Annotated in this window: 24 protein-coding genes; 17 read left to right on the top strand and 7 right to left on the bottom strand. The window is 68.8% G+C overall.

What is annotated here, in order from left to right; genetic code table 11:
- The first annotated feature begins 7 nt into the window (after positions 1 to 7).
- From LGM71_RS06375 to LGM71_RS06295, 17 genes are all read left to right on the top strand, one after another.
- The gene (locus LGM71_RS06375) at positions 8 to 811 is read left to right on the top strand and encodes an enoyl-CoA hydratase family protein (RefSeq protein WP_059600539.1); all 804 of its coding nucleotides are present in this window, start codon (positions 8 to 10) and stop codon (positions 809 to 811) included.
- Positions 808 to 1977 carry an acyl-CoA dehydrogenase family protein gene (locus tag LGM71_RS06370; protein WP_226114309.1) on the top strand — a complete coding sequence of 390 codons (1170 nt, stop codon included), beginning with the start codon at positions 808 to 810 and terminating at the stop codon, positions 1975 to 1977. The genes LGM71_RS06375 and LGM71_RS06370 overlap by 4 nt, the downstream gene beginning before the upstream one ends.
- A gap of 35 nt (positions 1978 to 2012) precedes the next feature.
- On the top strand, positions 2013 to 3080 hold the full coding sequence (locus LGM71_RS06365) for an acyl-CoA dehydrogenase family protein (RefSeq protein ID WP_226114308.1): 1068 nt from the start codon (positions 2013 to 2015) through the stop codon (positions 3078 to 3080).
- Positions 3080 to 4231, top strand: coding sequence for an acetyl-CoA C-acetyltransferase (locus tag LGM71_RS06360; protein WP_174911298.1), 1152 nt, complete (start codon positions 3080 to 3082; stop codon positions 4229 to 4231). The genes LGM71_RS06365 and LGM71_RS06360 overlap by 1 nt, the downstream gene beginning before the upstream one ends.
- A gap of 41 nt (positions 4232 to 4272) precedes the next feature.
- Positions 4273 to 5151 (top strand): SDR family oxidoreductase, encoded by an 879-nt coding sequence (locus tag LGM71_RS06355; RefSeq protein ID WP_226114307.1) that lies wholly within the window; start codon positions 4273 to 4275, stop codon positions 5149 to 5151.
- Between the two features lie 3 nt (positions 5152 to 5154).
- Positions 5155 to 6396: an acyl-CoA dehydrogenase family protein gene (locus LGM71_RS06350; protein ID WP_226114306.1), complete on the top strand. Its 1242-nt coding sequence runs from the start codon at positions 5155 to 5157 to the stop codon at positions 6394 to 6396.
- A complete protein-coding gene (locus tag LGM71_RS06345) occupies positions 6393 to 7595 on the top strand; it encodes an acyl-CoA dehydrogenase family protein (protein WP_226114305.1) in 1203 nt (400 codons plus the stop codon). Before LGM71_RS06350 ends, LGM71_RS06345 begins: the two co-directional genes overlap by 4 nt.
- Complete coding sequence (locus LGM71_RS06340) at positions 7592 to 8392, top strand: SDR family oxidoreductase (protein WP_059600532.1); 801 nt, start codon at positions 7592 to 7594, stop codon at positions 8390 to 8392. Before LGM71_RS06345 ends, LGM71_RS06340 begins: the two co-directional genes overlap by 4 nt.
- Entirely contained in the window at positions 8392 to 8877 is a 486-nt protein-coding gene (locus LGM71_RS06335; protein WP_226114761.1) for a MaoC family dehydratase, read from the top strand. The genes LGM71_RS06340 and LGM71_RS06335 overlap by 1 nt, the downstream gene beginning before the upstream one ends.
- Before the next feature lie 23 nt (positions 8878 to 8900).
- Entirely contained in the window at positions 8901 to 10106 is a 1206-nt protein-coding gene (locus tag LGM71_RS06330; RefSeq protein WP_226114304.1) for an acetyl-CoA C-acyltransferase, read from the top strand.
- 156 nt (positions 10107 to 10262) lie between these two features.
- On the top strand, positions 10263 to 11222 hold the full coding sequence (locus LGM71_RS06325; protein WP_226114303.1) for a WD40/YVTN/BNR-like repeat-containing protein: 960 nt from the start codon (positions 10263 to 10265) through the stop codon (positions 11220 to 11222).
- Between the two features lie 99 nt (positions 11223 to 11321).
- Positions 11322 to 13793 carry an efflux RND transporter permease subunit gene (locus LGM71_RS06320; protein WP_226114302.1) on the top strand — a complete coding sequence of 824 codons (2472 nt, stop codon included), beginning with the start codon at positions 11322 to 11324 and terminating at the stop codon, positions 13791 to 13793.
- A 68-nt stretch (positions 13794 to 13861) separates the two neighbouring features.
- Positions 13862 to 14941: a Rieske 2Fe-2S domain-containing protein gene (locus LGM71_RS06315; RefSeq protein WP_124622820.1), complete on the top strand. Its 1080-nt coding sequence runs from the start codon at positions 13862 to 13864 to the stop codon at positions 14939 to 14941.
- Positions 14942 to 15259: 318 nt separating this feature from the next.
- A complete protein-coding gene (locus tag LGM71_RS06310) occupies positions 15260 to 15463 on the top strand; it encodes a cold-shock protein (protein ID WP_006483056.1) in 204 nt (67 codons plus the stop codon).
- Positions 15464 to 15925: 462 nt separating this feature from the next.
- Positions 15926 to 16189 carry a translation initiation factor IF-1 gene (gene infA, locus LGM71_RS06305; protein ID WP_059600526.1) on the top strand — a complete coding sequence of 88 codons (264 nt, stop codon included), beginning with the start codon at positions 15926 to 15928 and terminating at the stop codon, positions 16187 to 16189.
- Between the two features lie 413 nt (positions 16190 to 16602).
- Entirely contained in the window at positions 16603 to 17868 is a 1266-nt protein-coding gene (locus tag LGM71_RS06300) for an alkaline phosphatase family protein (RefSeq protein WP_226114301.1), read from the top strand.
- Positions 17865 to 18113, top strand: a complete 249-nt coding sequence (locus tag LGM71_RS06295) for a hypothetical protein (RefSeq protein ID WP_226114300.1) — start codon at positions 17865 to 17867, stop codon at positions 18111 to 18113. Before LGM71_RS06300 ends, LGM71_RS06295 begins: the two co-directional genes overlap by 4 nt.
- Positions 18114 to 18209: 96 nt before the next feature.
- On the opposite strand, the gene LGM71_RS06290 is transcribed toward LGM71_RS06295, so the two are convergent.
- The 7 genes from LGM71_RS06290 to LGM71_RS06260 all read right to left on the bottom strand — a co-directional run bounded on the left by LGM71_RS06290 (position 18210) and on the right by LGM71_RS06260 (position 26813).
- Positions 18210 to 19598 (bottom strand): MFS transporter, encoded by a 1389-nt coding sequence (locus tag LGM71_RS06290; protein ID WP_226114299.1) that lies wholly within the window; start codon positions 19596 to 19598, stop codon positions 18210 to 18212.
- 432 nt (positions 19599 to 20030) lie between these two features.
- Positions 20031 to 21071 carry a 4-hydroxy-2-oxovalerate aldolase gene (gene dmpG / locus LGM71_RS06285; RefSeq protein ID WP_226114298.1) on the bottom strand — a complete coding sequence of 347 codons (1041 nt, stop codon included), beginning with the start codon at positions 21069 to 21071 and terminating at the stop codon, positions 20031 to 20033.
- A 16-nt stretch (positions 21072 to 21087) separates the two neighbouring features.
- Positions 21088 to 21987 carry an acetaldehyde dehydrogenase (acetylating) gene (locus LGM71_RS06280; RefSeq protein WP_151049463.1) on the bottom strand — a complete coding sequence of 300 codons (900 nt, stop codon included), beginning with the start codon at positions 21985 to 21987 and terminating at the stop codon, positions 21088 to 21090.
- 13 nt (positions 21988 to 22000) lie between these two features.
- A complete protein-coding gene (dmpE, locus tag LGM71_RS06275) occupies positions 22001 to 22783 on the bottom strand; it encodes a 2-oxopent-4-enoate hydratase (protein WP_124903970.1) in 783 nt (260 codons plus the stop codon).
- 110 nt (positions 22784 to 22893) lie between these two features.
- Positions 22894 to 24276, bottom strand: coding sequence for a DUF1329 domain-containing protein (locus tag LGM71_RS06270; protein WP_151049461.1), 1383 nt, complete (start codon positions 24274 to 24276; stop codon positions 22894 to 22896).
- Positions 24277 to 24317: 41 nt separating this feature from the next.
- Complete coding sequence (locus LGM71_RS06265; RefSeq protein ID WP_124622805.1) at positions 24318 to 25883, bottom strand: DUF1302 domain-containing protein; 1566 nt, start codon at positions 25881 to 25883, stop codon at positions 24318 to 24320.
- A 150-nt stretch (positions 25884 to 26033) separates the two neighbouring features.
- Positions 26034 to 26813, bottom strand: a complete 780-nt coding sequence (locus tag LGM71_RS06260) for an SDR family oxidoreductase (protein ID WP_151049457.1) — start codon at positions 26811 to 26813, stop codon at positions 26034 to 26036.
- Positions 26814 to 26888 lie beyond the last annotated feature (75 nt).

Genomic DNA, 26888 nt, shown 5'->3' with positions numbered 1-26888 from the left:
AGTGGAGATGACTACATCCAAACAACCGGGCGGCGCGATGCCGTTCCGGATCGAGCGCGCCGACGGCATCGCCGAACTGGTGATCGCCCATCCGCCCGTGAACGCGCTCGATGCGCAGGGCTGGCATGCGCTCGCGCGGGCACTCGATGCGCTCGGCGAGGACGACGACGTGCGCGTGATCGTCGTGCGCGGCGAAGGCCGTGGCTTCTGCGCGGGCGTCGACATCAAGGAGCTGGCCGCGCATCCGGAACGGATCGTGTCGGTCAACGCGGGCAACTACGAGACGTTCCGCGCGGTGCACCGCAACCCGAAGCCGGTGATCGCGGCTGTTCACGGCTTCGTGCTCGGCGGTGGGATCGGCATCTGCGGCGCGGCGGATATCGTCGTCGCGGCCGATTGCGCGCGCTTCGGCGTGCCGGAGATCGACCGTGGCGCGATGGGCGGCGGCGCGCATCTGCAACGACTGTTCGGCGTGCAGAAGGTCCGCACGATGTACTTCACCGGCGAGATGATCGACGCGGCGGAAGCGTACCGACTCGGCGCGGTCGAGCAGGTCGTCGCCCGCGATGCGCTGCGCGACGCGGCGCGCTCGATCGCCCGCAAGATCGCGGACAAGAGCCCGGCGATGGTGCGGCTCGCGAAGGAGGCGCTGAACGGCGTCGAGGACGGCGATCTCGAGGACAAGTACCGCTGGGAGCAGGGCTTCACGCTGCAGGCGTACATGACCAACGACTCGACGGAGGCGCGTGCCGCGTTCGTCGAGAAGCGCGACGCGCGGTTCGACGCGCAAGCCGAGGAGGCACGCGCATGAACCTGACCTATACGCAGCAACAGCAGGCGTTCCGCGCGGAAATCCGCGAATGGCTCGCCGCGCACGTGCCGCGCGAGCGGCTGCCGAGCTTCGACACCGAGGAAGGCTTCATCGCGCACCGCGAATGGGAGCGCACGCTGCATTCGGGGCGCTGGAGCATGGTCACGTGGCCGCGCGAGCTGGGCGGGCGCGGTTGCGACCTGATCGAGTGGCTGATCTTCGAGGAAGAGTACTGGCGCGCCGACGCGCCGATGCGCGTGAACCAGAACGGCATCTTCCTGCTCGGCCCGACGCTGATGGATTTCGGCACGGCGGAGCAGAAGGCGCGCTTCCTGCCGGCGATGGCGGCGGGCGAGCACGTGTGGGCGCAGGGCTGGTCGGAGCCGAATGCGGGCTCGGACATGGCCGCGATCCGCACGACGGCGATCCGCATCGGGGACGAATACGTGCTCAACGGCCAGAAGATCTGGTCGACACGCGCGGTGTGGGCCGACTGGCTGTTCGGGCTGTTCCGCAGTGATCCCGAATCGTCGCGTCACCACGGGCTCACGTTCCTGATGGTGCCGCTGTCGACGCCGGGCATCACGGTGCGGCCGATCCGCCAACTGAACGGGCAGACGGGCTTCGCGGAAATCTTCTTCGACGACGTGCGCGTGCCGGTCGAGAACCGCCTCGCGGCCGAAGGCGCGGGCTGGCAGGTCGCGATGGCGACGGCCGGCTTCGAGCGCGGGTTGATGCTGCGTTCGCCCGCCCGTTTCCAGCGCACCGCGCAGGCGCTGCGCGACCTGTATCTCGCGCACCGCGACAGCGCGGATCGCGACCCGACGCTGCGCGAACGCGTGGTGTCCGCGTGGATGGATGCGCAGGCGTACGCGCTGTCGACCTACGCGACCGCGAGCCGGCTGCTGAAGGGCGGCCATATCGGCGCGGAGTCGAGCACCAACAAGGTGTTCTGGTCGGAACTCGATTTGCGGATGCACCAGACCGCGCTCGACATCCTCGGCGCGCACGGCGAGGTCGTCCCGCAGTCGGCCGCGCAGCACGCGATGCTCGGTCACTGGCTCGACGGCTTCCTGTTCGCGCAGGCCGGCCCGATCTATGCGGGCACCAACGAGATCCAGCGCAACATCGTCGCCGAACGGATGCTCGGCATGCCGCGCGCGTAAGCGCGCAGGCGCCACCCTCACTGAACGGACATCGTATGGATTTCGTATTCGATGAAGACCAGGAAGCGCTCGCGGACAGCGTGAAGCGCCTGCTGATGACCGAGATGACCCCGGAGCTGATCCGCGAGCTGTGGGCCACGCCGACGGGCCGCTCCGACGCGCTGTGGTCGCTGTTCGCGTCGCAGGGGCTGACCGCCGTGTCGGTGCCCGAGACGCACGGCGGCCTCGGCCTGACCGAAGTGGAATGGGCGCTGCTCGCGCAGACCTACGGTTATTTCGGCAGCCCGGAGCCGTTGCTCGACACGGCGCTCGTGTCGGCCGGCGTGCTCGCGCGACTGCCCGCCGCGGACTGGCGAGACGCGCTGCTGCGCGACATCGCCGAAGGGCGCGCGCGTGTCGCGCTCGTGCATCCGGTGAACCCGTATGCGGCCGACGTGCACGTCGCGCAAGCGCTGCTGTGCGAGCACCGCGGCGAGCTGCACCGCGTGGATCCCGTGCAGTGCGCGTGGCGCCCGGTCGACAGCGTCGACCCGTCGCGGCGCCTGTTCACGCTCGACTGGGAGCCGTCGGCGGCCACGCGCATCGCGGGCGCCGACGAAGCCGCGCCGTTGCTCGATCGCGCGCTCGACCACGGCGCGTTCGCGGTCGCGGCACAGCTGCTCGGCCTCACGCAGCGCGTGCTCGACGTCGCGATCGACTACAGCGCGCAGCGCAAGCAGTTCGGCAAGGCGATCGGCTCGTACCAGGCGCTCAAGCATCTGCTCGCCGACGTCGCGATTCGCTATGAGTTCGCGCGGCCGGTGGTGGCGCGCGCGGCCCGGGCGATCGCCGACGATCATCCGCAGCGCGCGGTGCTGGTGTCGCACGCGAAGCTCGCGGCGACCGCCGCCGCGCAACTGGCCGCGCGCCACACGATGCAGGTGCACGGCGCGATCGGCTACACGTGGGAGCTCGACCTGCAGATCTTCATGAAGCGGATCTGGGCGCTCTCCGGCAGCTGGGGCGACAACGCATTCCACAAGGCCCGCGTGGCCGACGCGATCGTCGGCCGCGCATTGCCGATCGGCCCCGCGCAGACCTTCGACTTCGAGGAAACCCACTGATGAAACAAGCCTATATCGTCGACGCGCTGCGCACGCCGACCGGCCGCCGCAAGGGCGGGCTCGCGCACGTGCATGCGGCGGACCTCGGCGGCTTCGTGCTGAAGACGCTCGTCGAACGCAACGCGATTCCGGCCGACGAATACGACGACGTGGTATTCGGCTGCGTCGACACGATCGGCCCGCTCGCCGGCAACATCGCGCGCACCTGCTGGCTCGCGGCCGGGCTGCCGCTGCAGGTGCCGGGCGTGACGGTCGACCGCCAGTGCGGCTCGTCGCAACAGGCCGTGCATTTTGCCGCGCAGGCCGTGATGAGCGGCGTGCAGGACGTGGTGGTCGCGGGCGGCGTGCAGACGATGACGCAGATCCCGATCTCGTCCGCGATGACGAGCGCGGCGCCGCTCGGCTTCAACGACCCGTTCTCGGGCAGCACCGGCTGGCGCGCGCGCTTCGGCGATGCGCCGGTGTCGCAGTTCGTCGCGGCACAGCGGATCGCCGATCACTGGAACCTGTCGCGCGACGCGATGGAGCGTTACGCGCTGGAAAGCCATCGCCGCGCTGTGGCGGCGATCGAGGCCGGCCATTTCAAGCGGGAAATCGTGCCGCTCGAAGGCGTGATGCACGACGAAACGCCGCGACCCGACACGTCGCTGGAAAAGATGGCGACGCTCGAACCGCTGATGCCGGGTGGCTCGCTGACGGCCGCCGTCGCGAGCCAGACCTGCGATGCGGCCGCCGCGTTGCTGATCGTGTCGGAGGACGCGCTGAAGCGCTACGGGCTCACGCCGCGCGCGCGCATTCACCACCTGAGCGTGCTCGGCGACGATCCGCTGTGGATGCTCACCGCGCCGATTCCGGCGACCAAGGCCGCGTTGAAGAAGAGCGGGCTCGACTGGTCGCGGATCGACGTTGTCGAAATGAACGAGGCGTTCGCGTCGGTCGCGCAGGCGTGGCTCGCCGACACGCGCTTCCCGCACGAGAAGACCAACCCGAACGGCGGCGGCATCGCGCTCGGTCACCCGCTCGGCGCGACCGGCGCACGGCTGATGACGACACTGCTGCACGAACTGGAACGTACCGGCGGCCGTTACGGATTGCAGACGATGTGCGAAGGCGGTGGCCTCGCGAACGTCACGATCATCGAGCGCCTGTGAGCGCGGCACTTTCACGATCTCTCGATCCAGGAGGCACAAGCATGGGAATCTGTAACGGACGCACCGCCATCATCACCGGCGCCGGCGGCGGGCTCGGGCGCGAATACGCGCTCGCGTTCGCGGCCGAAGGCGCGGCGGTCGTCGTCAACGACATCCGCCACGAGGCCGCGCAAGCCGTGTGCGACGAGATCGCACGACGCGGCGGCCGCGCGCTCGCGAATGCCGACGACATCACCAGGATCGACACAGCGCAGCAGATCGTCGATGCCGCGCGCGAAGCGTTCGGCGACGTGCACGTGCTGGTCAACAACGCGGGCATCTGCCGCGACAAGATGTTCACCAGCATGACCGAAACCGACTGGGATGACGTGATGCGCGTGCATCTGCGCGGCCACTTCTGCCTGTCGAGCGTGCTGGCGCGCGTGTGGCGCGACGCCGCGAAGGCCGGCAATCAGGTCGACGCGCGCATCGTCAACACGAGTTCCGGCGCCGGGCTGCAAGGGTCGATCGGTCAGTCGAACTATGGCGCGGCGAAGGCCGGCATCGCGGCGCTCACGCTGATGCAGGCGGCCGAGCTGCAGCGGTACGGCGTGCGCGTGAACGCGCTCGCGCCGGCCGCGCGCACGTCGATGACCGAAGGCGTGTTCGCCGACATGATGAAGAAGCCCGAGGACGGCGGCTTCGACTACTTCGATCCGGCCAACGTCGCGCCGCTCGTCGTGTGGCTCGGCAGCCCGCTGTCGGCCGACGTGACGGGCCAGGTGTTCGAGGTCGCAGGCGGGATGATCGCGGTCGCCGAAGGCTGGCGCACCGGCCCGAGCGTCGACCGTGGCGCGCGCTGGGCGCCGGCCGAGGTCGGCCCGGCGGTCGCGCGGCTGCTCGCCGACGCGCGTCCCGCGCAGCGTGTGTACGGGAGCTGAGGCATGGATCTGGCGCTCACCGACGAACAGGCGATGATCCGCGACGCGGCGGCCGACGTGCTCGCCGAACGCAGCGCGTCCGCCGACGTGCGCCGCGCGCTCGAGCAATCGGCCGGCCGCGACGACACGCTGTGGGCCGCGCTCGCAGGCGAGCTCGGCTGGAACGCGCTGTCGCTGCCGGAGGCGGCAGGCGGGATGGGGCTCGGCGCGGTCGAACAGACCCTGTTGATGGAACAGCTCGGCCGGCGCGTCGCGTGCGTGCCGTATTTTTCGACCGCGTGCCTGGCTGCGACCGCGCTGGCGAGCTGCCCCGACTCGCCGCCCGCGACCGGCTGGCTCGCGAAGATCGCCGAAGGTGCATGCAGCGCGACGCTGGCATTGCCGTTCGAGCTTCCGGCCGGTGCCGGGCAGTTGCCGGTCGTCGCGGAAGAAGCAGCGGGCGGCTATGCGCTGTCCGGCACGATCGAACAGGTGATCGACGGCGCGCGCGCCGATCTGCTGCTGATTCCCGCGCGGATCGCGAACGAAGGGCAGTCGATCGGCCTGTTCGCGATCGACGTCGCGACGGCGCCCGGCCTGCGCATCACGCCGCTCGACACGCTCGACGCGACGCGGCCGATCGCGCGCATCGTCCTCGACGAAATCCGTGTGAACCGCGACGCGTTGTTCGCCGGCGGCGCCGTTGCCTCGCAGGTGCTCGAGCGAGCCGGTTGGTTCGCGGCGCTCGCGCTGGCCGCCGAGCAGCTCGGCGGCGCACAGCAATGCCTCGACCTGACGCTCGACTACACGGGCCAGCGCGTGCAGTTCGGCCGCGCGATCGCGTCGTTCCAGGCCGTCAAGCATCGCTGCGCGCAGATGATGGTGCTGATTGAATCCGCACGCTCGGCCGTGCTCGGGGCGGCGCACGCATGGGATGCGGAAGCGGGCGGGGCGGTGCCGGGCGCGATGGTGCGCGGCGACGTCGCGGCCGCGAAAGCCGCCGCGAACGACGCGTATGCGTTCTGCGCGCAGGAAGCGATCCAGTTGCACGGCGGTGTCGGCTTCACGTGGGAATACGACCCGCATCTCTACTTCAAGCGCGCGCAGGCGTCGCTCGCGCAGTTCGGCAGCACGCCGCAACTGCTCGAATGGATCGCGCGCCACGCGATCGACGGCGACACGTCGCGGCGCGAGGCGGCACCGACATCGGCACCGGCGTCGATGGCCACGCGTGCGTCCGCCGCGCGCACGGGAGCACTCCAATGAACAGCGAAACGCGCGAACAGCAATTGCGGCACGAAGTCGCCGACTGGGTGCAGTCGCACCTGACCGGCGAATTCGCCTGCCTGAAATTTCGCGGCGGCCCCGGCGACGAGGAAGCGTTTCCGGAACTGCGCAAGGCGTGGGAACGGGAACTGGCGCACGGTGGCTGGACCGGCCTCGGCTGGCCGACCGATGCGGGCGGCCGTGGCTTCACGGTCGCCGAGCAGGTGATCTTCCACGAGGAATATGCGCGCGCCGGCGGCCCCGGCCGGATGGGCCATATCGGCGAAGGGCTGCTCGGGCCGACGCTCGTCGCGTGCGGCACCGACGACCAGCGCGCGCGCTTTCTGCCCGGCATTCTCGCCGGCACGCAGTTCTGGTGCCAGGGCTACTCGGAGCCGGGCGCGGGCTCCGATCTCGCGAACGTGCGCACGCGTGCGGAGCAGGACGCGGACGGCACGTGGCGCGTGTACGGCCAGAAGGTGTGGACGTCGCTCGCGCACGACTCCGACTGGATCTTCGTGCTCGCGCGCACCGATCCGGCATCGAAGGGCAACAAGGGGCTGTCGTTCCTGCTGATACCGCTCGACCAGCCGGGCATCGAGATCCGCCCGATCAGGCAGCTCAACGGCGGCGCCGAATTCAACGAAGTGTTCTTCGACGGTGCGCGCGCGCAAGCACGCGACCTGGTCGGCACGCCGGGCGACGGCTGGCGGATCGCCATGACGCTGCTCGGCTTCGAGCGCGGGATGTCGACGCTCGGCCAGCAGATGCAGTTCGTCCGCGAGCTCGAATGGGTGATCGACGCCGCGCGGGAATCGGGCGCCGATCGCGACCCGGTGCTGCGCCAGCGGATCGGCCGCGCGTGGGCCGGGCTGCGCGTGATGCGCTACAACGCGCTGCGGATGCTGTCCGGCGCGGACGACGCGAACGGCGGCGCCACCGCACCGCTGCGCCGCGAGGCGCTGATCTACAAGTACTTCTGGTCGAACTGGCACCGCGACCTCGGCCAGCTCGCGATGGACGCGCTCGGGCCGCGCGCGAACGTGATCGATCCGGCCGACGAGAAGCTCACCCATCTGCAGCGCGTGTTCCTGTTCTCCCGTGCGGACACGATCTACGCCGGCACCAACGAAATCCAGCTCAACATCATGGCCGAGCGCGGGCTCGGCATGCCCAGAGAACCACGAGGCACAGCATGACCGAACCCCAGATCCAGAAAGCGCCGGCCTACGTGCCGGGCCACCAGCTGCTCGCCGGCAAATCGGTGCTGATCACGGCCGCCGCCGGCGCCGGCATCGGCTTCGCGGCCGCGCGCCGCTGCGCGGAGGAAGGCTGCCGCGCGCTGTTCATCTCCGACATCCACGAGAAGCGCCTCGAACAGGCAGTGGAGACGCTGCGCGCCGAAACGGGGCTGCGGCAGGTCTACGGCCGCCTGTGCAACGTCGCGGTCGAGGACGACGTGCAGGCCCTCGTGGCGGATGCACAGGACAAGCTCGACGGCGTCGACGTACTGATCAACAACGCCGGGCTCGGCGGCGCCAAACGCATCGTCGAAATGGACGATGCCGAATGGTCGCGGGTGATCGACATTAGCCTTACCGGGACGTTCCGGATGACGCGCGCGATGCTGCCGCACATGCAGGCCCGCGGCCGCGGCGCGATCGTCAACAACGCATCGGTGCTCGGCTGGCGTGCGCAGGCGGAACAGGCGCACTACGCGGCGGCGAAGGCGGGCGTGATGGCGCTCACGCGCTGCGCGGCGCTCGAGGCGTCGCCTTACGGAGTGCGCATCAACGCGGTCGCGCCGAGCATCGCGATGCACGATTTTCTGAAGAAGTCGGCCCCGGCCGACTTGCTGAATCAACTGGCGTCGCGCGAAGCCTTCGGGCGCGCCGCCGAAGTCTGGGAGGTCGCGAACGTGATGGTGTTCCTTGCAAGCGATTACGCGTCGTACATGACGGGCGAAGTGCTGTCGGTCAGCAGCCAGCACGCATGATGGAGACGACCCTCGACCCCGTGCGCGCGACGCCCCGCGTGTTCGCGCATCCCGATGAACTCGCGGCGGCCGTCGGCTGCACGCTCGGCGCGAGCGCGTGGCTCGCGATCGACCAGATCCGCATCGACGGCTTCGCCGACGCGACGGGTGACCATCAGTGGGTGCACGTCGACCCGGTGCGGGCGAAGGACGGCCCGTTCGGCGCGTGCATTGCGCACGGCTACCTGACGCTGTCGCTCGTCAACCATTTTCTGCCGCAGATCGTGCGCATCGACGGCGCGCGGCTCGGCGTCAACTACGGCTGCGACAGGATCCGTTTCCCGGCGCCAGTGAAGGTCGGCGCACGCGTGCGGGGCGTCGGCGAGCTGCTGCGCATCGAGCCGCTCGAAGGCGGCGTGCAGGCGTGGATCCGCGTGACCGTCGAGATCGAAGGCGAAGGCAAGCCCGGCTGCGTTGCCGACACGATCAGCCGTTACTACTTCTAGTTCCAGATTCAGAGAGCCAGCTCATGGAAGACGCAGTCATCGTTTCCGTCGCACGCACGCCGATCGGCAAGGCGTTTCGCGGCATGTTCAACGACACCGAGGCGCCCGCGCTGGGCGGCCACGTCGTGCGCACCGCGCTCGAACGCGCGGGCGTCGCGCCGGCCGACGTCGACGACGTGCTGATCGGCTGCGCCGCGCAGCAGGGTACGCAGGGCTACAACATCGGCCGCCTGTCGGCCGCGGCGGCGGGGCTGCCGGCGTCGGTGCCCGGCATGGCGATCGACCGCATGTGTTCGTCGGGCCTGATGTCGATCGCGAGCGCCGCGCGCAGCATCGGCGCGGGCGACGCGCGGATCGTCGTCGCAGGCGGCGTCGAATCGATCTCGCTCACGCAGAACAAGCACAAGAACGGCTACCGCGCGCGTTCGCAGGCCGTGCTCGACCACCAGCCGGCCGCGTACATGGCGATGATGGAAACCGCCGAGATCGTGTCGCGCCGCTACGGGATCTCGCGTGCGGCGCAGGACGAATTCGCGCTGCAGAGCCATCAGCGCACGGCCGACGCGCAGGCGGCCGGCCGCTTCGACGCGGAAATCGCGCCGCTCGACGTGACGCGCGCGCTGTTCGACAAGGAAGGCAACCTGACCGGTCACGAGGCCGTGCGCGCGGCGCGCGACGAAGGCGTGCGCGCCGATACGACGGCCGAGCGGCTCGCGGGGCTCAAGCCGTCGTGGAGCGGCGGCAAGGTCGTCGAGCAGGGCGAGTTCGTGACGGCCGGCAACGCGTCGCAGCTGTCGGACGGCGCGGCGGCGGTGGTCGTGATGTCGCGCGCCGAAGCCGCGCATCGCGGGCTCGCGCCGCTCGGCACCTTCCGCGGGCTGGCCGTGGCCGGCTGCGAGCCGGACGAGATGGGCATCGGCCCGGTGTTCGCGATCCCGAAGCTGCTGGCGCGCTTCGGGATGACCGTGCGCGACGTCGGGCTGTGGGAGCTGAACGAGGCCTTCGCGTGCCAGGCGCTGTATTGCCGCGACACGCTCGGCATTCCCGACGAGCGGCTGAACGTCGACGGCGGCGCGATCGCGCTCGGCCACCCGTTCGGGATGTCGGGCACGCGGATGACGATGCACGCGCTGCTCGAAGGCGCGCGCCGCGGCGTGCGGCATGCGGTCGTGACGATGTGCATCGGCGGCGGGATGGGTGCCGCCGCGCTGTTCGAGGTCGGCGCGTAACGGCATTCGACGCAGCCGGACCGGCAGCCCGGAACGGCCGCCATCCATTCGGAACCATGCGAGGCCGCGGCAACGACCGACGGCCCGGAGACTTGCAGCGGCAGGGCGAGCGCGTCGGCGCGGGCCCGGGCCGCTTGCCAGGACAGGAGACAACCGATGAAACGTACCTTGCCAGGACTCACGATGTCGGCGCTTGTGCTCGGCGCCGCGCTGTTCGCGTTCTCGCCGCGACCGCTGCCGGCGTTCCCGGTCACCGCGATCCATGCGGACCGCCTGCAGATCAACGGGCTCGCCCGCGCCGGCACGCGCATCGTCGCGGTCGGCGAGCGCGGCGTGATTCTGCTGAGCGACGATGCGGGCCGCCGCTGGCGGCCGGCGTCGGTCACGCCCGATCAGGGCTCGACGCTCACGCAGGTGAGCTTCATCACGCCGACGCTCGGCATCGCGGTCGGCCACGACGGCCGGATCGTGCGCAGCGACGACGCGGGCGTGCACTGGCGCGAGGTCCACAGCGACCACGCGCGTTCCGATCCGCTGTTGTCCGTCTGGGGCAGCGCGAACGGCCCGCTGTTCGCGGCCGGCAGTTTCGGCCAGCTGCTGCGCTCGGACGATGCCGGACTCACGTGGCAGCCGCTGAAGACGCCGGCGGGCGACCGCCACCTGAACGCGATCGTCGGCGACAGCCACGGCAACCTGCTGATCGCGGGCGAGAGCGGCACGCTGCTGCGCTCGACCGACAACGGCGCAACCTGGGACACACTCCCGTCGCCGTACGCAGGCTCGCTGTTCGGCGCGCTGATGCTCGCGAACGGCGACTGGGTCGCGTACGGCATGCGCGGCAACGTGCTGCGCAGCACCGATCGCGGCGCGACCTGGACGCACGTCGACAGCCGCCTGCCGGTGTCGTACTTCGGCGCGACCCAGCTTGCCGACGGTGAACTCGTGCTGGTCGGCCAGGGCGGCGCGATCGTCGCGTCGCGCGACGGCGGCCTGACCTTCGACGTGCGCAAGCTCGGCGGCGTGCAGAGCCTCGCGGCCGTGCTCGACATGGGCTCCGGCGCGCTGCTGCTCGGCGGAGAGGCCGGCGTCGCGCCGCTCGCCGCGTCGCCGTCCTGATGCGCGGCGGCGCTTGCCGTCGCCCGCATCCGTTCGCCTCGCCGAGCCGACCCGTTTCGCCCGCATCGTCCGTCCCGTCCGTTCCGACCCGAGAAATCCATGAACGACCTGTCACGCCCCACCGAAGCCGTTCCCGCATCGCGCCTCGCCGCGTTCGTCGAGCGCTGCGCCGACACGATCATCCGGCAGCGCCGGCTGCTGATGCTGCTGTGCGTCGCGGTGACGCTCGCGCTCGGCTTGTCCGCGACGCGCCTGAAGCTCGATCCGGGCTTCAACAAGATGATCCCGATGCAGCACCCGTACATGCAGGTGTTCGAGCGCTACGCGGGCGCGTTCCCCGGCGCGAACACGATCCTCGTCAGCCTGCGCTGGAAGGGCGACGGCGACATCTACAACCAGACGTTCATGGACGCGCTGCGCCACGCGACCGACGACGTGTTCTTCATCCCCGGCGTGAACCGCTCGCGCGTGTTCTCGCTGTTCACGCCGAACGTTCACTACACGGAAGTGACCGAAGCCGGCTTTCGCGGCGACGTGGTCGTGCCCGGCCAGTTCTCGAGTGCGAACCCGGACGATCTCGCGAAGGTGCGCCGCAACGTCGCGCGCTCCGGGCAGATCGGCCGGCTGGTCGGCAACGACCTGAAGTCGGCGCTGATCCGCGCGGAACTGCGCGAGACCGATCCGGCCACCGGCAAGCGGCTCGACTACAGCGCGGTCGCGCGCCAGCTCGAGGAAATCCGTGCGCGCTACGCGAAGCAGGGCATCGACGTCAACATCATCGGCTTCGCGAAGCTGGTGGGCGACGTCGAGGCCGGGATCGCCGGCGTGATGGCGTTCTTCGCGCTGGCGTTCCTCGTGACGGCCGCGCTGCTGTTCGCCTATACGCGCTCGCTGAAAACCACCGTGCTCGCGCTCGTCGTCGCGCTGCTGCCGGTCGTCTGGCTGCTCGGCGCGCTGCCGCTGCTCGGGCTCGGCATCGACCCGATGTCGATCCTCGTGCCGTTCCTGATCTTCTCGATCGGCGTGTCGCATGCGGTGCAGATGACCAACGCGTGGAAGCAGGCGCTGGTGCGTGGCGCGTCGTCGGTCGAAGCCGCGCGCGACGCGTTCCGCAAGCTGTTCGTGCCGGGCACGGTCGCGCTGCTGACCAACGCGCTCGGCTTCATGGTGATCATGCGGATCCGGATCGACATCGTGCGCGAGCTCGGCATCACCGCGTGCCTCGGCGTGCTGCTCATGATCGTCACCAACAAGGTGTTCCTGCCGATCCTGCTGTCGTACACGCGCCTCGAGCGCGGCACGCTCGTGCGCGCCCAGCGCACGGCCGCCGCGGGCGGCAGCGGGAAGTGGTCGCGCTTCGCGGTGTTCGCGCGGCCGGCGCCGGCGCTCGGCGTGTTCGCCGTGGCGCTCGCGCTGCTCGCATACGGCACGCTCGAGTCGCGCAAGCTGGAGATCGGCGACATCGGCACCGGTGCCCCGGAGCTGCGCGCGAACTCGCGCTACAACATCGACAACGCAGCCATCACGCACCAGTACAACATCGGTGTCGACGTGCTGTCGGTGATCGTCGAGACGACCGGTTTCGACGACGCGTGCCTGCACTACCCGGTGATGAGCGCGATCGAGAAGTTCGAGATGAACATGCGCGGTGTGGCGGGCGTGCAGTCGGTCACGAGCGTGTCGTCGCAGGGCAAGGTGTTCATCGCCGCGTTCAACGAAGGCAACCCGCGCTGGGCCGCGCTGCCGCGCTCCAGCGACGGGCTCACGCAGGGCGCCAATGCGTTCGATCCCGACAACGGGATGAACACCGCGAACTGCAAGGCGATCCAGGTGCTGATCTACACGCAGAACCACGAAGGCACGACCATCGCGCACATCGTCGACGAGATCAAGCGCTTCGCGGCCGAGAACCCCACGCCGAACGTCGCGTTCCGGCTCGCGGGCGGCAACGTCGGCGTGATGGCGGCGACCAACGAGGCGGTCGGCGACGCGGAGATCGCGATGCTGCTGTCGATCTTCGGCGCGATCGCGCTGCTGTGCGCGGTCACGTTCCGCTCGTGGCGCGCGGTGCTGTGCATCATCGTGCCGCTCACGCTGGTGTCGATCCTGTGCAACGCGGTGATGGCGCGGCTCGGCATCGGGCTGAAGGTCGCGACGCTGCCGGTGATCACGCTCGGCGTCGGGGTCGGCGTCGACTACGGGATCTACCTGTACGAACGCCTGCAGCACGACCTCCGCCACGGTGCGACGCTGCCGGACGCATTCGCCGACGCGATGCGCCAGCGCGGCACCGCAGCGCTGTTCACGGCCGTCACGATGTTCATCGGCGTCGGCACCTGGGCGTTCTCCGCGCTGAAATTCCAGGTCGACATGGGCGTGCTGCTCGCGTTCATGTTCCTCGTGAACCTGTTCGGCGCGGTGTTCCTGCTGCCCGCGCTGGCCGCATGGCTCGGCGTCGAGCGCGCCGAGCGCCGCGTGTCGCACGAGCCGCAGCCGGCATCGCCGCAGGCCGCGCCGACACCCGCGCTCAAGCCGAGACGCACGCTCGAACCCGGCAATCCGGTGCGCTGAGCGACGCAACCCCCGTTACCCGGTGCGCGGCGGGCCGCCGCGCGTCCCACCAAGAGGAGTCAACCCACATGTCCGCACGCCCTTACAAGATCGAAGCCCAGCCGCTCGCGCAGCGCTATGCGCGCGGCTGGCACTGCCTCGGGCTCGCCCGCGACTACAAGGACGGCAAGCCGCACACGCTGAACGTCTTCGGCCGCAAGCTCGCCGCGTTCGCCGATTCGACCGGCAAGATCAACGTCGTCGACGCGTATTGCCCGCACATGGGCGCCGACCTGAGCCTCGGCAAGGTCGAAGGCGATAACCTCGTGTGCCCGTTCCACGGCTGGGCGTGGAACGGCGAAGGGCAGTGCGCGTCGATCCCGTATTGCAAGCGGATTCCGCCGAAGGCGCGCATCGGCGCGTGGCCGACCTGCGAGGAAAACAACCTGCTGTTCGTGTGGAACGACCCGGAAGGCAACGCGCCGCCGCCGGAAGTCGCGATTCCGCGCCTCGACGTGTGCTTCTCCGACGAATGGTCGGACTGGGTCGTCGACAAGATGGTGATCCAGGCGAATTGCCGCGAGCTGGTCGACAACATCTCGGACGTCGCGCACTTCGCGACCGTGCACCGCGCACCGATCGACTATTTCGCGAACCTGTTCGAGGATCACAAGGCGACGCAGCTGATGGTCGGTCGCAGCGAGAAGCTCGGCGGCGACAGCCTGACGGCGTTGTCGACGTATTTCGGGCCGGCCGTGCACATCACGCAGATGACGGGGCAAAGCGGCGGGCAGCCGATCCATTCGGTGTTGCTGAACTGCCACGTGCCGATCGACATGAACAGCTTCGAGCTGCGCTACGGTGTGATCGTGAAGAAGGTGGCCGGCCTGAGCGACGCGCAGAACATGGAGATCGCGAACGCATACGTGAAGGAAGCGCAGCGCGCGTTCTACGAGGACGTCGACATCTGGCACAGCAAGACGCGCATCGACAACCCGCTGCTGTGCGAAGGCGACGGGCCGCTGTACCAGATGCGCGACTGGTATTCGCAGTTCTACCTGGACGCGGCCGACGTGCGGCCGTCGAGCGTCGCGCGCAAGACGTTCGAGATGAACATCCGCGACGGTGCGACGCCGCCGGCGCTGCATCACGTGTTCGAACCGCGGTGACGGGCGGTAACGGGGTGAACGGGGGCGAACGGGGGCGAACGGGGCGAAAATAGGGGCTGCATCGCTGCGCCTCCAGATCGCCGCGCACCCCCGCCAGGCAAGGCGCGCGCGCTGCCGCGCGCCTGCATCGCATCGAAAGAGCTTGACGGATCGGCCCGCACCGCGTAGTGTCCGAGACCGAAGTCTTCAAGAAGTTCGATTGCTCATCATTGGCCGCACGCGGTGCGGCAGTCGTTGGTCTCTCCCTCTTTTGATTCTTTCTGTGCCTGTCACGGGCGCATGTTCATCGTTCGTATCAATCGTATTAAGGAAGTATTTGTGGATACCGGTACCGTCAAGTGGTTCAACGAAACCAAGGGCTTTGGTTTCATCTCCCCGGACAACGGCGGCGACGATCTGTTCGCCCATTTCTCGGAAATTCGCGGCACGGGCTTCAAGACCCTGGCCGAAGGCCAGAAGGTCAGCTTCGAAGTGAAGCGTGGCCCGAAGGGTCTGCAAGCGTCGAACATCACGCCGCAGTAAGCCGCGTCGGCACCGGCCGTCGAATGGCGGCCGCTGCCGGACGAATTTCGCGCGGATGCCGGCCCGAGCCGGCGTCCTGCGCGTTTCGACGCACACGACCGATGCATCGCGGAATTCACGATGCATCGGTCGTGTGCTTCTCTCATCCATCGCAGGTCCGTACGACGTGCGATCCAACGCCCTCGCGAAGCGCTCGCCGCGTCGCCAGCGGCCCATGCTGCAACCCGAGTAGACCGTCGCCATGCCGCACACGGCGCGGTCCCGACTTTGCGCGGTGCCGATTGCACCGCCGCCACCGACCGCCCGACCGCCGCATTGCGCCGGGCTCCGATTGCAAGACGGACGCGTCGTCCGTCTGAACGAATTGATCCCCGGCATCCCGCCGGCCGCCGTCCCGTTGAGGGGCACGGCGCCGGTGAGCTCGCCGCGGCCGCGGTCATCACCTTGTCTGGAGGAATTGGTTTGGCAAAAGAAGAACTGCTGGAACTGGACGGAATCGTCGACGAAGTGCTGCCGGACAGCAAATACCGTGTCACGCTGGAAAACGGCGTCGTGGTCGGCGCGTATGCGTCGGGCCGCATGCGCAAGAACCACATCCGCATTCTCGCGGGCGATCGCGTGACGCTGGAACTGTCGATGTACGACCTGACCAAGGGCCGCATCAACTTCCGGCACAAGGACGCGAATTCGACGCGTCCGCAGCGCCCCGGGCAACCGCGTCGCTAAAGCAGTAGCGATCGGCCAGCGCAACGCCGCACCGATCGAAACCCGTCCGGCCCGTTGATGCGGCCGGGCACACCGGATGGACGGCGCGGCTCGCGCCGTTCGGCGGTCGCCAGCGGCGGGGCAGTGCTGCGGCGGCCGAGGCCGCATTCTCTCCGGTCGAATCGCCCGATTCGGCTCGCTTTTCCCGCACGCGTCGATTCGCCGCGCGTCGCTTTCCCCACCCACGCCGGTCGTCGGCTGAATGCCCGTGTCCTGCCGCGCGCCGTGCCCGGCTTTACGCGCAGGCCGGCGTAGCCGTACACTCGTCGGCAATTCGCGGCCCGCGCACGCTGCAGCGCCTTTCCTTTCAGTTGCTTTCAGTGCCGCCGCGATCGTGCCAGCAGGACTTTCGTCGCGCGACGCCAGGAGGCGCCATGAGTGCAGACGCAGCCCCCGCAGCTCCTTCAGTTCCCGCAGTTTCGTCGGTTCAGGACCGCATCCGGCACGTGTTCGTGCTGATGCTCGAGAACCGCTCGTTCGACCATCTGTTCGCGCTGTCGGGCTATCCCGACATCGTTGCCGCGTCACCGGGTAACAGCAACGCGTATGGCGATGCGGTCTACCCGTTCGGCGGCGGCGCACCCGACCGGATGCCGACCGATCCGTGCCACGAATTCACCGACGTGCTCGAACAGTTGTGCGGCGCGGGCGTGCCGTTCGTCAAAGGGCGACCTTATCCGAGCATCAACAATTCAGGATTCGTGTCGAACTACGCGACGTCGCATTCCGAAGGCACGCCGCCGCAGCCAGCCGATGCGGGCAAGATCATGCAGGGCGTCAATATCGCGACGCAGGCGCCGTCGCTTTACGCGCTGGCGAACGCATTCGTGCTGTGCGACGCGTGGCACGCGTCGATGCCGGGGCCGACCTGGCCGAACCGCTTCTTCCTGCACGGCGCGTCGTCGGCCGGGCTCGACCATTCGCCGACCAGGGAGGAAATGGCCGGATGGGACGCCTTCGACGGCTTCCCCTATCCGAAAGGTTCGATCTTCGCCGCGCTCGGCGACGACAACTGGCGCATCTACCAGGACCAGTCGGGCGACCCGCTCGGCCACGTGCCGCAGGTGGCATCGCTGAAGGGCGTGAGCTTCTTCGACATCGACGACCTCGCGCATTTCGAGGCCGATCTCGCGGCCGGCTATACGGCGCGCTATACGTTCATCGAGCCCGGCTACGGCGACATCGTGCACGGCACCTACCGGAACGGCAGTTCGCAGCACCCGATGGATGGCCTGGCCGGTGGCGACCAGCTCGTCGCGCGCGTGTACGACGCGATCCGCAATTCGCCGGTGTGGGAGAGCAGCCTGTTCGTGATCTGCTACGACGAGCATGGCGGCTTCTACGATTCGGTCAGGCCGGGCGCCGCGCCGCCGCCGAACGATGGCGCGACGGCGACGTTGAACGCGAGCGGCTTCGGGTTCGACGTGTATGGCGTGCGGGTCCCGGCGATCGTGATTTCGCCGTGGGTCGCGGCCGGGCAGGTCGACCATACGCCGTACGACCATGCGTCGGTCGCCGCGACGCTCGAGCGGCTGTTCGGCCTCGCGCCGCTGACGGACCGCGACCGTCTCGCGAACGACCTGCTGGCGCTCGTCACCACGACCTGCCGCACCGACTGCCCGCAAAGGATCGGATCATGAGTACAACACCGGCCCCCGACCCGCGCGATGCGCTGCCCGTGCGCGACGGCACGAGCCTGGTCGCGTATCTGCACATCCTGAAGAAAGCGCATGCGGCGCTGGTCGGCCATGACAAGGCCCATCAGCGCTTCAGCGAGATCGTGACGCGCGGACAGGCGCGGCAGTACATCGAGGAGCTGATGCCGTCGCTGCTGCAGGCGCGCGCGGCGCATCGGCGGCGCAGGCATGGCGGAAAGCACCGCTGACGCGGTGCGTGGTTGACGCCGCCGGCTCGTGACGCCGGGCGACTGGAGAGCGGCGAACGCGCTACGCGCCGCGCATGAGTAGTGAGCAACGCTGCATCACGCCGACTGCCGCGCGCGCCGCACGCTGACCGCTGCCCCGGCCGCTCCCGCCAGCTGCACCGCCGCGCCGGCGAACATCGCCGCGCGCAAGCCCGCCGTGCCGCCGTGCGCGGCCGCGAACAACGTGCCGAGCACCGCAATCCCGAGCGTCGCGCCGGTCATCCGCGCGACGTTGACGAGCGCGCTCGCAGTGCCCGAGCGCGCGGCATCCACCGAGCCGACGGCAACGGTCATCAGAGGCCCCGTCGCGATCCCCATGCCGAGCCCCGTCAACGCGAGCCCGATCTCGGCGCCGAGCAGGCCCGACGACGCGGCGGAGGCGCCGATCGCCGCGAGCCCGCTCGCGATCACGGCGACGCCACCCGCCGTCGTCAGGCGCGTGCCGACGCGTTCGGACAACGGCCCCGAGCAAGGCGACACGGCGACGAACACGAGCGCCATCGGCAGCAGTGCGAGGCCCGCACCGGTTGAATCGAGACGGCCGATGCTCTGCCATGTGAGCGGCAGCAGGAACAGCACGCCGTACATCCCGAACGTCATGCCGGTGGTCGCGGCGATCGCGCCGCGAAACGCGCCGCGCCGGAAGATGTCGAGTGGCACCAGCGCTGCCTCGCCGTGGCGCCGTTCGATCGCGACGAAGGCGACGAACGACGCGATGGCGATACCGCCCGCGATCACACCGGCGACCGGCGCCTCGCGGAACACGATCGCCGCATACGCGAGCGTGCCGAGCGCGAGCGCGCCCGAGATTTGCGCACCGCCGTCGACATGCCGGCCGCGCGGATCGGACGACTCGGGCACGGCGGGTATCGCGAGCAGCATTGCCACGATGCTCAGCGGCACGACCACGAAGAAAATGCTGCGCCATCCGAAGTGCCGGATCAGCACGCCGCCGAGGGTCGGGCCGATCGCCATCGCGACGCCGTTGCACGCGGCCCAGATGCCGAGCGCGCGGCCGCGCTCGACCGGGTCGCGCCATACGACGCGCACGATCGCGAGCGACGCAGGCAGCAGCAGTGCCGCGCCGACACCGGCCAGTGCGCGTGCGCCGATCAGTACCGACACCGACGGCGCGAGCGCGCACAGCAGCGACGCGACGGTAAACACGACCGTGCCGGCCATGAAGATGCGGCGCCGGCCGTAGAGGTCGGCGAACAGCCCCCCGGTCAGCAACAGCACCGCGTACGTGAGGTTGTAGCTGTCGACGACCCATTGCAGCGCGCCGACGCCCGCATGGAAATACGCACCGATCGCGCGCGTCGCGAGATTGACGACGGCCGTGTCGACTTGCGCCACGAGCACGGCGAGGCAGAGGGTCAGAAGCGTGATGCTGCGTCTTCCGGCGATTGCGATGGCGGCCGGGGCGCGATGTCCTGAATTGGGCAAGATGGGTCGCTCCGTGAAGAATGTTCAATCGATCCTGCGCCGCGCCGGCTGACAGCGTGGTGTCAGCAGGCGCGCCTTCGGGGTGCCACGATCGGGACGATGCAGTCGATGTGGCGATCATGCGATCGGAACGACTCCACACCGATACGACGGCGCTACCACCCGTCATGCCGCATGCTCGACATCCGCCACCCGTCGACCGCGGATACGCACGGCACTGGCCGTTCGACGAGAGTCTGGCCCGGCCCCGATTTCCGGCCCCGTTTCCCGGCCGCATTCCTTTCATCGGTCCTCGCCGGTCAGCGCATCCTGCGTGCCGGCGCGCTCGCCACGTTGGCGCGGTAACGGGGCGCATCAACGAGAACGGGGCGCATCGCGCCCCGTTCCGCAGATTCGCCGGCGTATCGGGCGATGGCAGCCCGATATCGTCGATCACGCAAGTTGCGCCACCGCCTCCCGCGCCCGCACCATCGTCAGCGCCGCGTCCTCGATCATGTCCTCCTGCCCGCCGACGAGCCGCTGGCGGCCCAGTTCGACGAGGATGTCGCGCGCCGGAATCCCGTATTTCGCTTCCGCACGCTTCGCGAACAGCAGGAACGACGAGTAGACGCCCGCATAGCCGAGCGTCAGCGCATCGCGGTCGAGGCGGATCGGTGCGTCCATGATCGGCACGACGAGATCCTCGGCCACGTCGGAAATTGCGAACACGTCGACACCCGTCTCGATCCCCATCCGGTCGCACACCGCGACGAACACTTCCATCGGCGTGTTGCCCGCGCCGGCGCCGAGGCCAGCTGCGGCCGCATCGATCCGGTTTGCGCCCGCGGCAACGGCCGCGACCGAGTTCGCGACGCCCATCGCGAGGTTGTGATGGCCGTGGAAGCCGAGTTCCGTGTCCGGCTTCAGCGCGTCGCGCACCTGGCGGATCCGCGCGGTCACGTCGTCGGGCAGCATGTGGCCGGCCGAATCGGTGATGTAGATGCAGTTCGCGCCATACGACTCCATCAGCTTCGCCTGCACGACGAGCTGCTCCGGCGACGACATGTGCGCCATCATCAGAAAGCCGACCGTATCGAGCCCGAGTGTGCGCGCGAGGCCGATGTGCTGCTCCGACACGTCCGCCTCGGTGCAGTGCGTCGCGACGCGGATCGTGCCGACGCCGAGTTCGTGCGCCATGCGCAGATGCTCGACGGTGCCGATGCCGGGCAGCAGCAACGCCGATACCTTCGCCTGCTTCAACTCCGGAATGACGGCGCTCAGGTATGCCTCGTCGGTATGCGCGGGGAAACCGTAATTGACCGACGCGCCGCCGAGCCCGTCGCCGTGCGTGACCTCGATCAGCGGCACGCCTGCCGCATCGAGCCCGCGCGCGATGTTGCGCATCTGGTCGAGCGTGATCTGGTGCCGCTTCGGGTGCATCCCGTCGCGCAGCGACATGTCGTGGACGGTGATCTTCTTGCCTGCAAGTGACATCGTGTGACTCCTCGACTCAAGCGGTGGCGGCCGCAGCGGCCAGCATCTGTTCGGCGAAACGCTCGGCCGTGGCGGCCGCGGCGGCGGTCATGATGTCGAGGTTGCCCGCGTATTTCGGCAGGTAGTCGCCGAGCCCCTCGACTTCCATGAAGACCGACACGCGATTGCCGTCGAACACCGGGCCGTTCTTCAGCGTGTAGCCTGGCACGTAGCGCTGCACTTCCTTGACCATCGCATGCACGGAGGCTGTGATCGCATCGACGTCGGGCGGGCCGTCGGTCAGGCAGTGGATCGTGTCGCGCATGATCAGCGGCGGCTCGGCCGGGTTGATCACGATGATCGCCTTGCCCTTGCGCGCGCCGCCGACCTGTTCGATCGCGCCGGACGTCGTGCGCGTGAATTCGTCGATGTTCTTGCGCGTGCCGGGGCCGACCGAGCGCGACGAGACCGTGGCGACGATCTCGCCGTACGCGACCGGCTGCACGCGCGACACCGCGTACACCATCGGAATCGTCGCCTGGCCGCCGCAGGTCACCATGTTCACGTTCATCTGCGCGCTGTCGAGGTGCGCGTCGAGGTTCACCGGCGGCACGCAATACGGCCCGATCGCGGCGGGCGTCAGGTCGATCATCTTCACGCCGAGCGCGGTGAGCTTGTCGGAGTTGTCGCGGTGCACGTAGGCGGAGGTCGCGTCGAACGCGATGCGGATGTCGTCGGCGGCGACGTGCGGCAGCAGCCCGTCGACGCCCTGGTCGGTGGTCTTCAGGCCGAATTCGCGGGCGCGCGCGAGGCCGTCGGATGCCGGGTCGACGCCGACCATCCACACGGGTTCGAGCACGGTCGAGCGGCGCAGCTTGTACAGCAGGTCGGTGCCGATGTTGCCGGGCCCGATCAGTGCGCATTTGATTTTCTTCATCAGGTTCGTTCCTTTAGATAAAGCGGACGTCGCAACTGCCGATGCCGGAAATGTGCATCGACAGCGCGTCGCCGGCTGTGACCGGAATCAGTTTCGCGAGCGAGCCGGACAGCACGATCTCGCCGGCAAGCAGCGGCACGTCGTATTCGGCGAGGGTGTTCGCGAGCCACGCGACGGCGTCGGCGGGATGGCCGAGCGCCGCGTCGCCGCGGCCTTGCGCGACGCGCTCGCCGTTCTTCTCGATCGTCATTTCGCACGCGGCGAGGTCGAGCGTGCGTGGGTCGACGCGTGCTTCGCCGAGCACGTACACGCCGCACGACGCGTTGTCGGCGACGGTGTCCTCGATGCGGATCGCCCAGTCGCGGATGCGCGAATCGACGATCTCGAAGCAAGGCGCGACGGCGGCGGTCGCGGCGATCACGTCGGTGCGGTCGATGCCGGGGCCGCGCAGGTCACGCGCGAGGATGAACGCGATCTCGCCTTCGGCGCGCGGCGCGATCAGCGATTCGGTGGCAATCGCCTCGCCGGCCGCGTAGTGCATGCCGGACAGCAGGATGCCGAAATCGGGCTGGCGCACGTTCAGCATGTCCTGCACGGCCTGGCTCGTCACGCCGATCTTCTTGCCGACCACCGCTTCGCCGCGCTCGACGCGGCGTTCGATGAAGCGCTGCTGGATGCGGTAGGCGTCGTCGAGCGACAGCCGGCGCGGGCGGCTCGACAGCGGCGCGACCGGTGCGCGTGCGTGCCACGCGGCGTACAGCTCGTCGCCGAGCGTCGTATGCAGGCGGGAAGACATGAAAGGGCCCTCGAATCTCGAATGGAAAAAGGCCGCCGTCGCGGGCGGCGTCGGGCGCCGGAGCGGGGCTCCGGCGCGTGGGTCGCGGGCGTGCCGCGTCAGCAGGTTGCTTAGTTACCCGAACTGCGGATCGCGTCCGGCGAGAAATACGCCTCGTTGAACTGCGGGCTGTTGTCGAGCTTCGGCATCGGGCCTTCGTTCGTCAGGCGGTCGGCCATGTACGCGCCGGAGATCAGGTCGTGGTAGAACACGACGCCCGGGTAGAACACCTTCGCGTCATACGCATACAGCGTCGTCGCGACGTTGGTGCGCCACAGCTGGCCGCGCGCGTCGTAGTTGTCGGCGAGCAGCGTCATCCACGAGTCCTCGTCGATGTACAGCACGCGCTTCGCATACTGGTGACGGTAATTGCTCTTCAGCGTCGCCTGCAGCACCCACACGCGATGCAGCTCGTAGCGGATGTAGGCCGGATTCTCGTGGCCCTTGGTCAGCAGGTCTGCATACTTCACCGAGGTGTCCATTGCCTTGTAGTTGTCGTACGGCACGTAGATCTCGCGCTTGCCGACGATCTTCCAGTCGTAGCGGTCGCCGGGGCCGTTGTACAGGCGGTCGTCGTCGACGGTGCGGAAGCCGCCCGGGCCCTGCGGCTGGTCATAGCCGTATTCGGGCGCCTGGCGCACGCGGCGCGTGCCGGGGTTGTACATCCACGTGCGCGACGAGTTGTCGGCGCCGGCCTTGTCCCAGTTCGTGAAGCCGACGATCAGCGAGCCGCGGTCGGACAACGGCAGCTCCGTCGCATTGCGGTAGTACGTGCGGTTGTTCAGGTCGCTCTTCACGTCGAACTTGCCGGAGTTGCGCGGCGAGTAGATGTCGTAGCGCACCTTGCCCCACGCGATGTTGCCGTCCGAGTACACGACCGCCTGGTCGTAGGTCGCTTGCTCGGCGCCGATCGCCGACGAGAAGCGCTGGTTCCACAGCAGCTCGGCGGCCGTCTTCGGGATCGGGTAGGGCACCGTCGGCGGCGCGTTCGTGAGGCCGTTAGCGTCGGATGTCATCGTCGAGTCCGGCGCGTACGTGCGGATGTCCTTGTAGACGGAATCCGCGTAGCGGAAGTCGCGATGGCTCGGGTACACGTTGATCTTGAACGTGGCCGGGTAGCGCTTGAACATCGCCTTCTGGCCGTCGGTCAGGTGCTCCGCGTACTGCGCCATGTTCTCCGCGGTGATCGTCGCGACCGGCTTCTCGCTCGAGAACGGATCGGGGTAGCGGCTGCCGCGCTTGTACTGCACGTCGGGCGGCGTGCCGAGCCACTTGCCCGACCACTCCGGCACGCTGCTGTCCTTGCTCGCGGCGCGCACCGCGCCCATCGGCGTGAGTGGGCCGTCGAGCGCCTTCAGGTCGTCCGGCGTGACCTTCGGGAACGACGCCGTCGCGACGAGCGCGCACGCGGCCATCACCGACGCGCGCAGGAGGGGGAGACGAGTTCGTTTCATGAGAAATCCTCTTCTTGCTGAGTGACGAGCGGCCGGGCCGCTCAGAAGTGGTAGGTCGCCGTGGCCAGCACGTAGTCCCGATCGGCAAGCGGACGCGTGACGGGGTTCGGCGAACCGAGGAACTTCGCGTAGACGAGCGCCAGCGACAGGTTGCTCAGGCGCGTGAACGTGACGCCGGCGGTCACGCGGTGGTCGCCTTGGCCCGTCAGCGAGCCGAGCGCGCCGGCCAGCGGCGAGGTACCCGCCAGGTCATGCGTGTACGTGAGCGGCACGTCGAGATCCCAGCCGTTGAACACGTTCTTGTAGCTGAGCGTCCAGGCCAGCTCGAGGGCGAGCGCGTTGCGCGAGTTCGCGAGGGTCGTCGAGCCGTCGACGGCCGAGATGCCGCCGGCGTGCACGTACGTGATTTCACCGACCAGCGACTGCGAATTCGCGAGGAAGCTCGGCCCGATCGAGTAGATGCCGGACAGGTTGAGCTGCGTGACGTTCGCGCGCGTCGCCTGCGCGCCGGTCGGCGTGTTGACGAGCACGGCCGCGCCCTGGCGGTATGACGCTTCGCCCGCGACGTTGACCGGGCCGACCTGCGTCGAGAAGCTCGCGCCGGTCAGCTTGATGTTGTTGAAATAGGTCTGCCGGTACTGAAGCACGGGATAGAACGACGTGACGACGCTCGGGTTCATGTCGTTGTAATGCAGGTGATACACGCCGAGCTCGGTATCGCCGAACACGCGCAAGCGTGCGCCGATACCCCACTGGTTGCGGGCGCTCGGCTTTTCGTCGGCCCCGCGCGGAATGATCATCCCGCCCGGGCCGATGATGAACTGCGCGCCCGGGCCGACCACGTCCGAATAGCTCCAGTAGGTGCCGGGCGCGGTCAGGCGGTTCTGCTGGAACGAGAACTGGTAGTAGCCGAGCAGGCTGAAGTTCGGCGTGATCTGCCACTGCGTCGAGATCTGCGGCACGGGCAGCAGGATGTCCTTCACCTGAGCGCCGGCGACATAGGACTTGGTGGCGTCGGCCGGGCCTTGCGCGCCTGCGATGTTCGGGAAGAACAGGCTTTCGCCCCAGGCGACCACCTGGTCGCCGACCTTGACGTTCAGGCTCGTCGTGCCGATCTTGAAGGTGTTGTACGCGTAGGCGGCGAGCAGTGTCGTGTGGCCGCCCGACCAGTAGCGGGCATCGCTCGTGAAGTTGTTGTACTGGCCCGACTGGTTCACGGTACCCGGAGCGTCGTTGTAGTTCGGGCGGTGATAGGCTTGATCGTAGAACGTACTCGCGCGGACGAACACACCCCAGTCGTCGTGCTTCAGGTTCACTTCGCCGAGCAGGCTGACCTGATTCTCGATCAGCTTGTTCTTCGCGAAGTTGCGATCGCCGTCGTCGCCATTGATGTTCGCGGGCGTCAGCAGATTGCCGCTCGGCGCACGCGTGCGCATGCCGAGGCCGTAACTCAGCGTGAACGTGTAGTCCAGCGTCGTGTCGGCGCCAAGGTCGATCGTGCTGCCTGCGTGCGCGTTGGGAACGGCGCACGTGAGCAGCGCGGCGGCCAGCGTCGACAGCGTGGCGGTGGCCCGCTTGTCGGTACGGCGCGAAATCCGTTGATGCATGGTGTCTCCTCTGGGGTATCGACGACGGTCGACTGTGGTTGTCGTGAGAGGCAGAGTAGGGAGATCGCGGTAGCAGGGAATCGTCAAAATGAACTAGATGACTTCCCTAGGACTGGAAACGATCGGGGCGCGCCGGTCGCGTCGCGCGCGTCAGCGTGGTTCCGTTTGCGCGGCCGCCAGGAACGCGGGCCGTTCGCCGCCGCCGTCGAGCCGCAGGTTCGCGCCGGACGTGTACGACGCATCGGGCGACGCGAGGAACAGGCACGCCGACGCGACGTCGTCGGGCGTCGCGAGCCGTCCGGCGGGAATCGTCGCGCGGATCGCGTCGAGCGCGGCGTCGTCGCCGTAATGGCCTTCGGTCGCGGATTCCGTCTGCACGAGGCTCGGGCTGATTGCGCACACGCGCACGCGCGGCGCCCATTCGACCGCGAGCGACGTGACCGCGTTGACGAGGCCCGCCTTCGCGGCGCCGTAGGCGGCGGTGCCGGGCGAGGGCCGCGATGCGCTGACGCTCGCGATGAACAGCATCACGCCGCCGTGCGGCTGCGGCTGCATGATTGCGTTCACGCGTTGCGCGAGCTGCAGCGGCGCGATCAGGTTCAGCCGCACGATCGATTCGGTGAAGCGCGGCGATGCGTCGGCCGCGAGCACGAACGGCGAGCCGCCCGCGTTGTTGACCAGCACGTCGAGGCAGCCGGTGGCGTCGCGGATCGTCGCGAGCAGCGCGTCGACCTGCTCGATGTCGCGCAGGTCGGCCGCGACGAAGGTGGCCGTGCGGCCGCCGGACGAAGGCGGCGTGTCGGGTGCGCTGCGCCCGCATACGAACACGCGCGCGCCCGCCGCGAGAAACCGCTCGGCGATGCGCCGCCCGATGCCTTTGGTGCCGCCCGTCACGAGCACCGTCTTGCCGCTGTAGTCGAATCCGTTCATCGTCTGTCTCCGTTTCGGTGGCCCGATGATAGGAACAAGCGCGCGCGGTTTCGTAGTCTGAAAGGATGATGCCGG

It is taken from the genome of Burkholderia sp. AU33545 (assembly GCF_020419685.1).
In the GTDB taxonomy this organism is placed as follows: domain Bacteria; phylum Pseudomonadota; class Gammaproteobacteria; order Burkholderiales; family Burkholderiaceae; genus Burkholderia; species Burkholderia diffusa.
The sequence above is the reverse complement of the archived record's forward strand: the minus strand, read 5'-3'. Positions and strand labels throughout refer to the sequence as shown.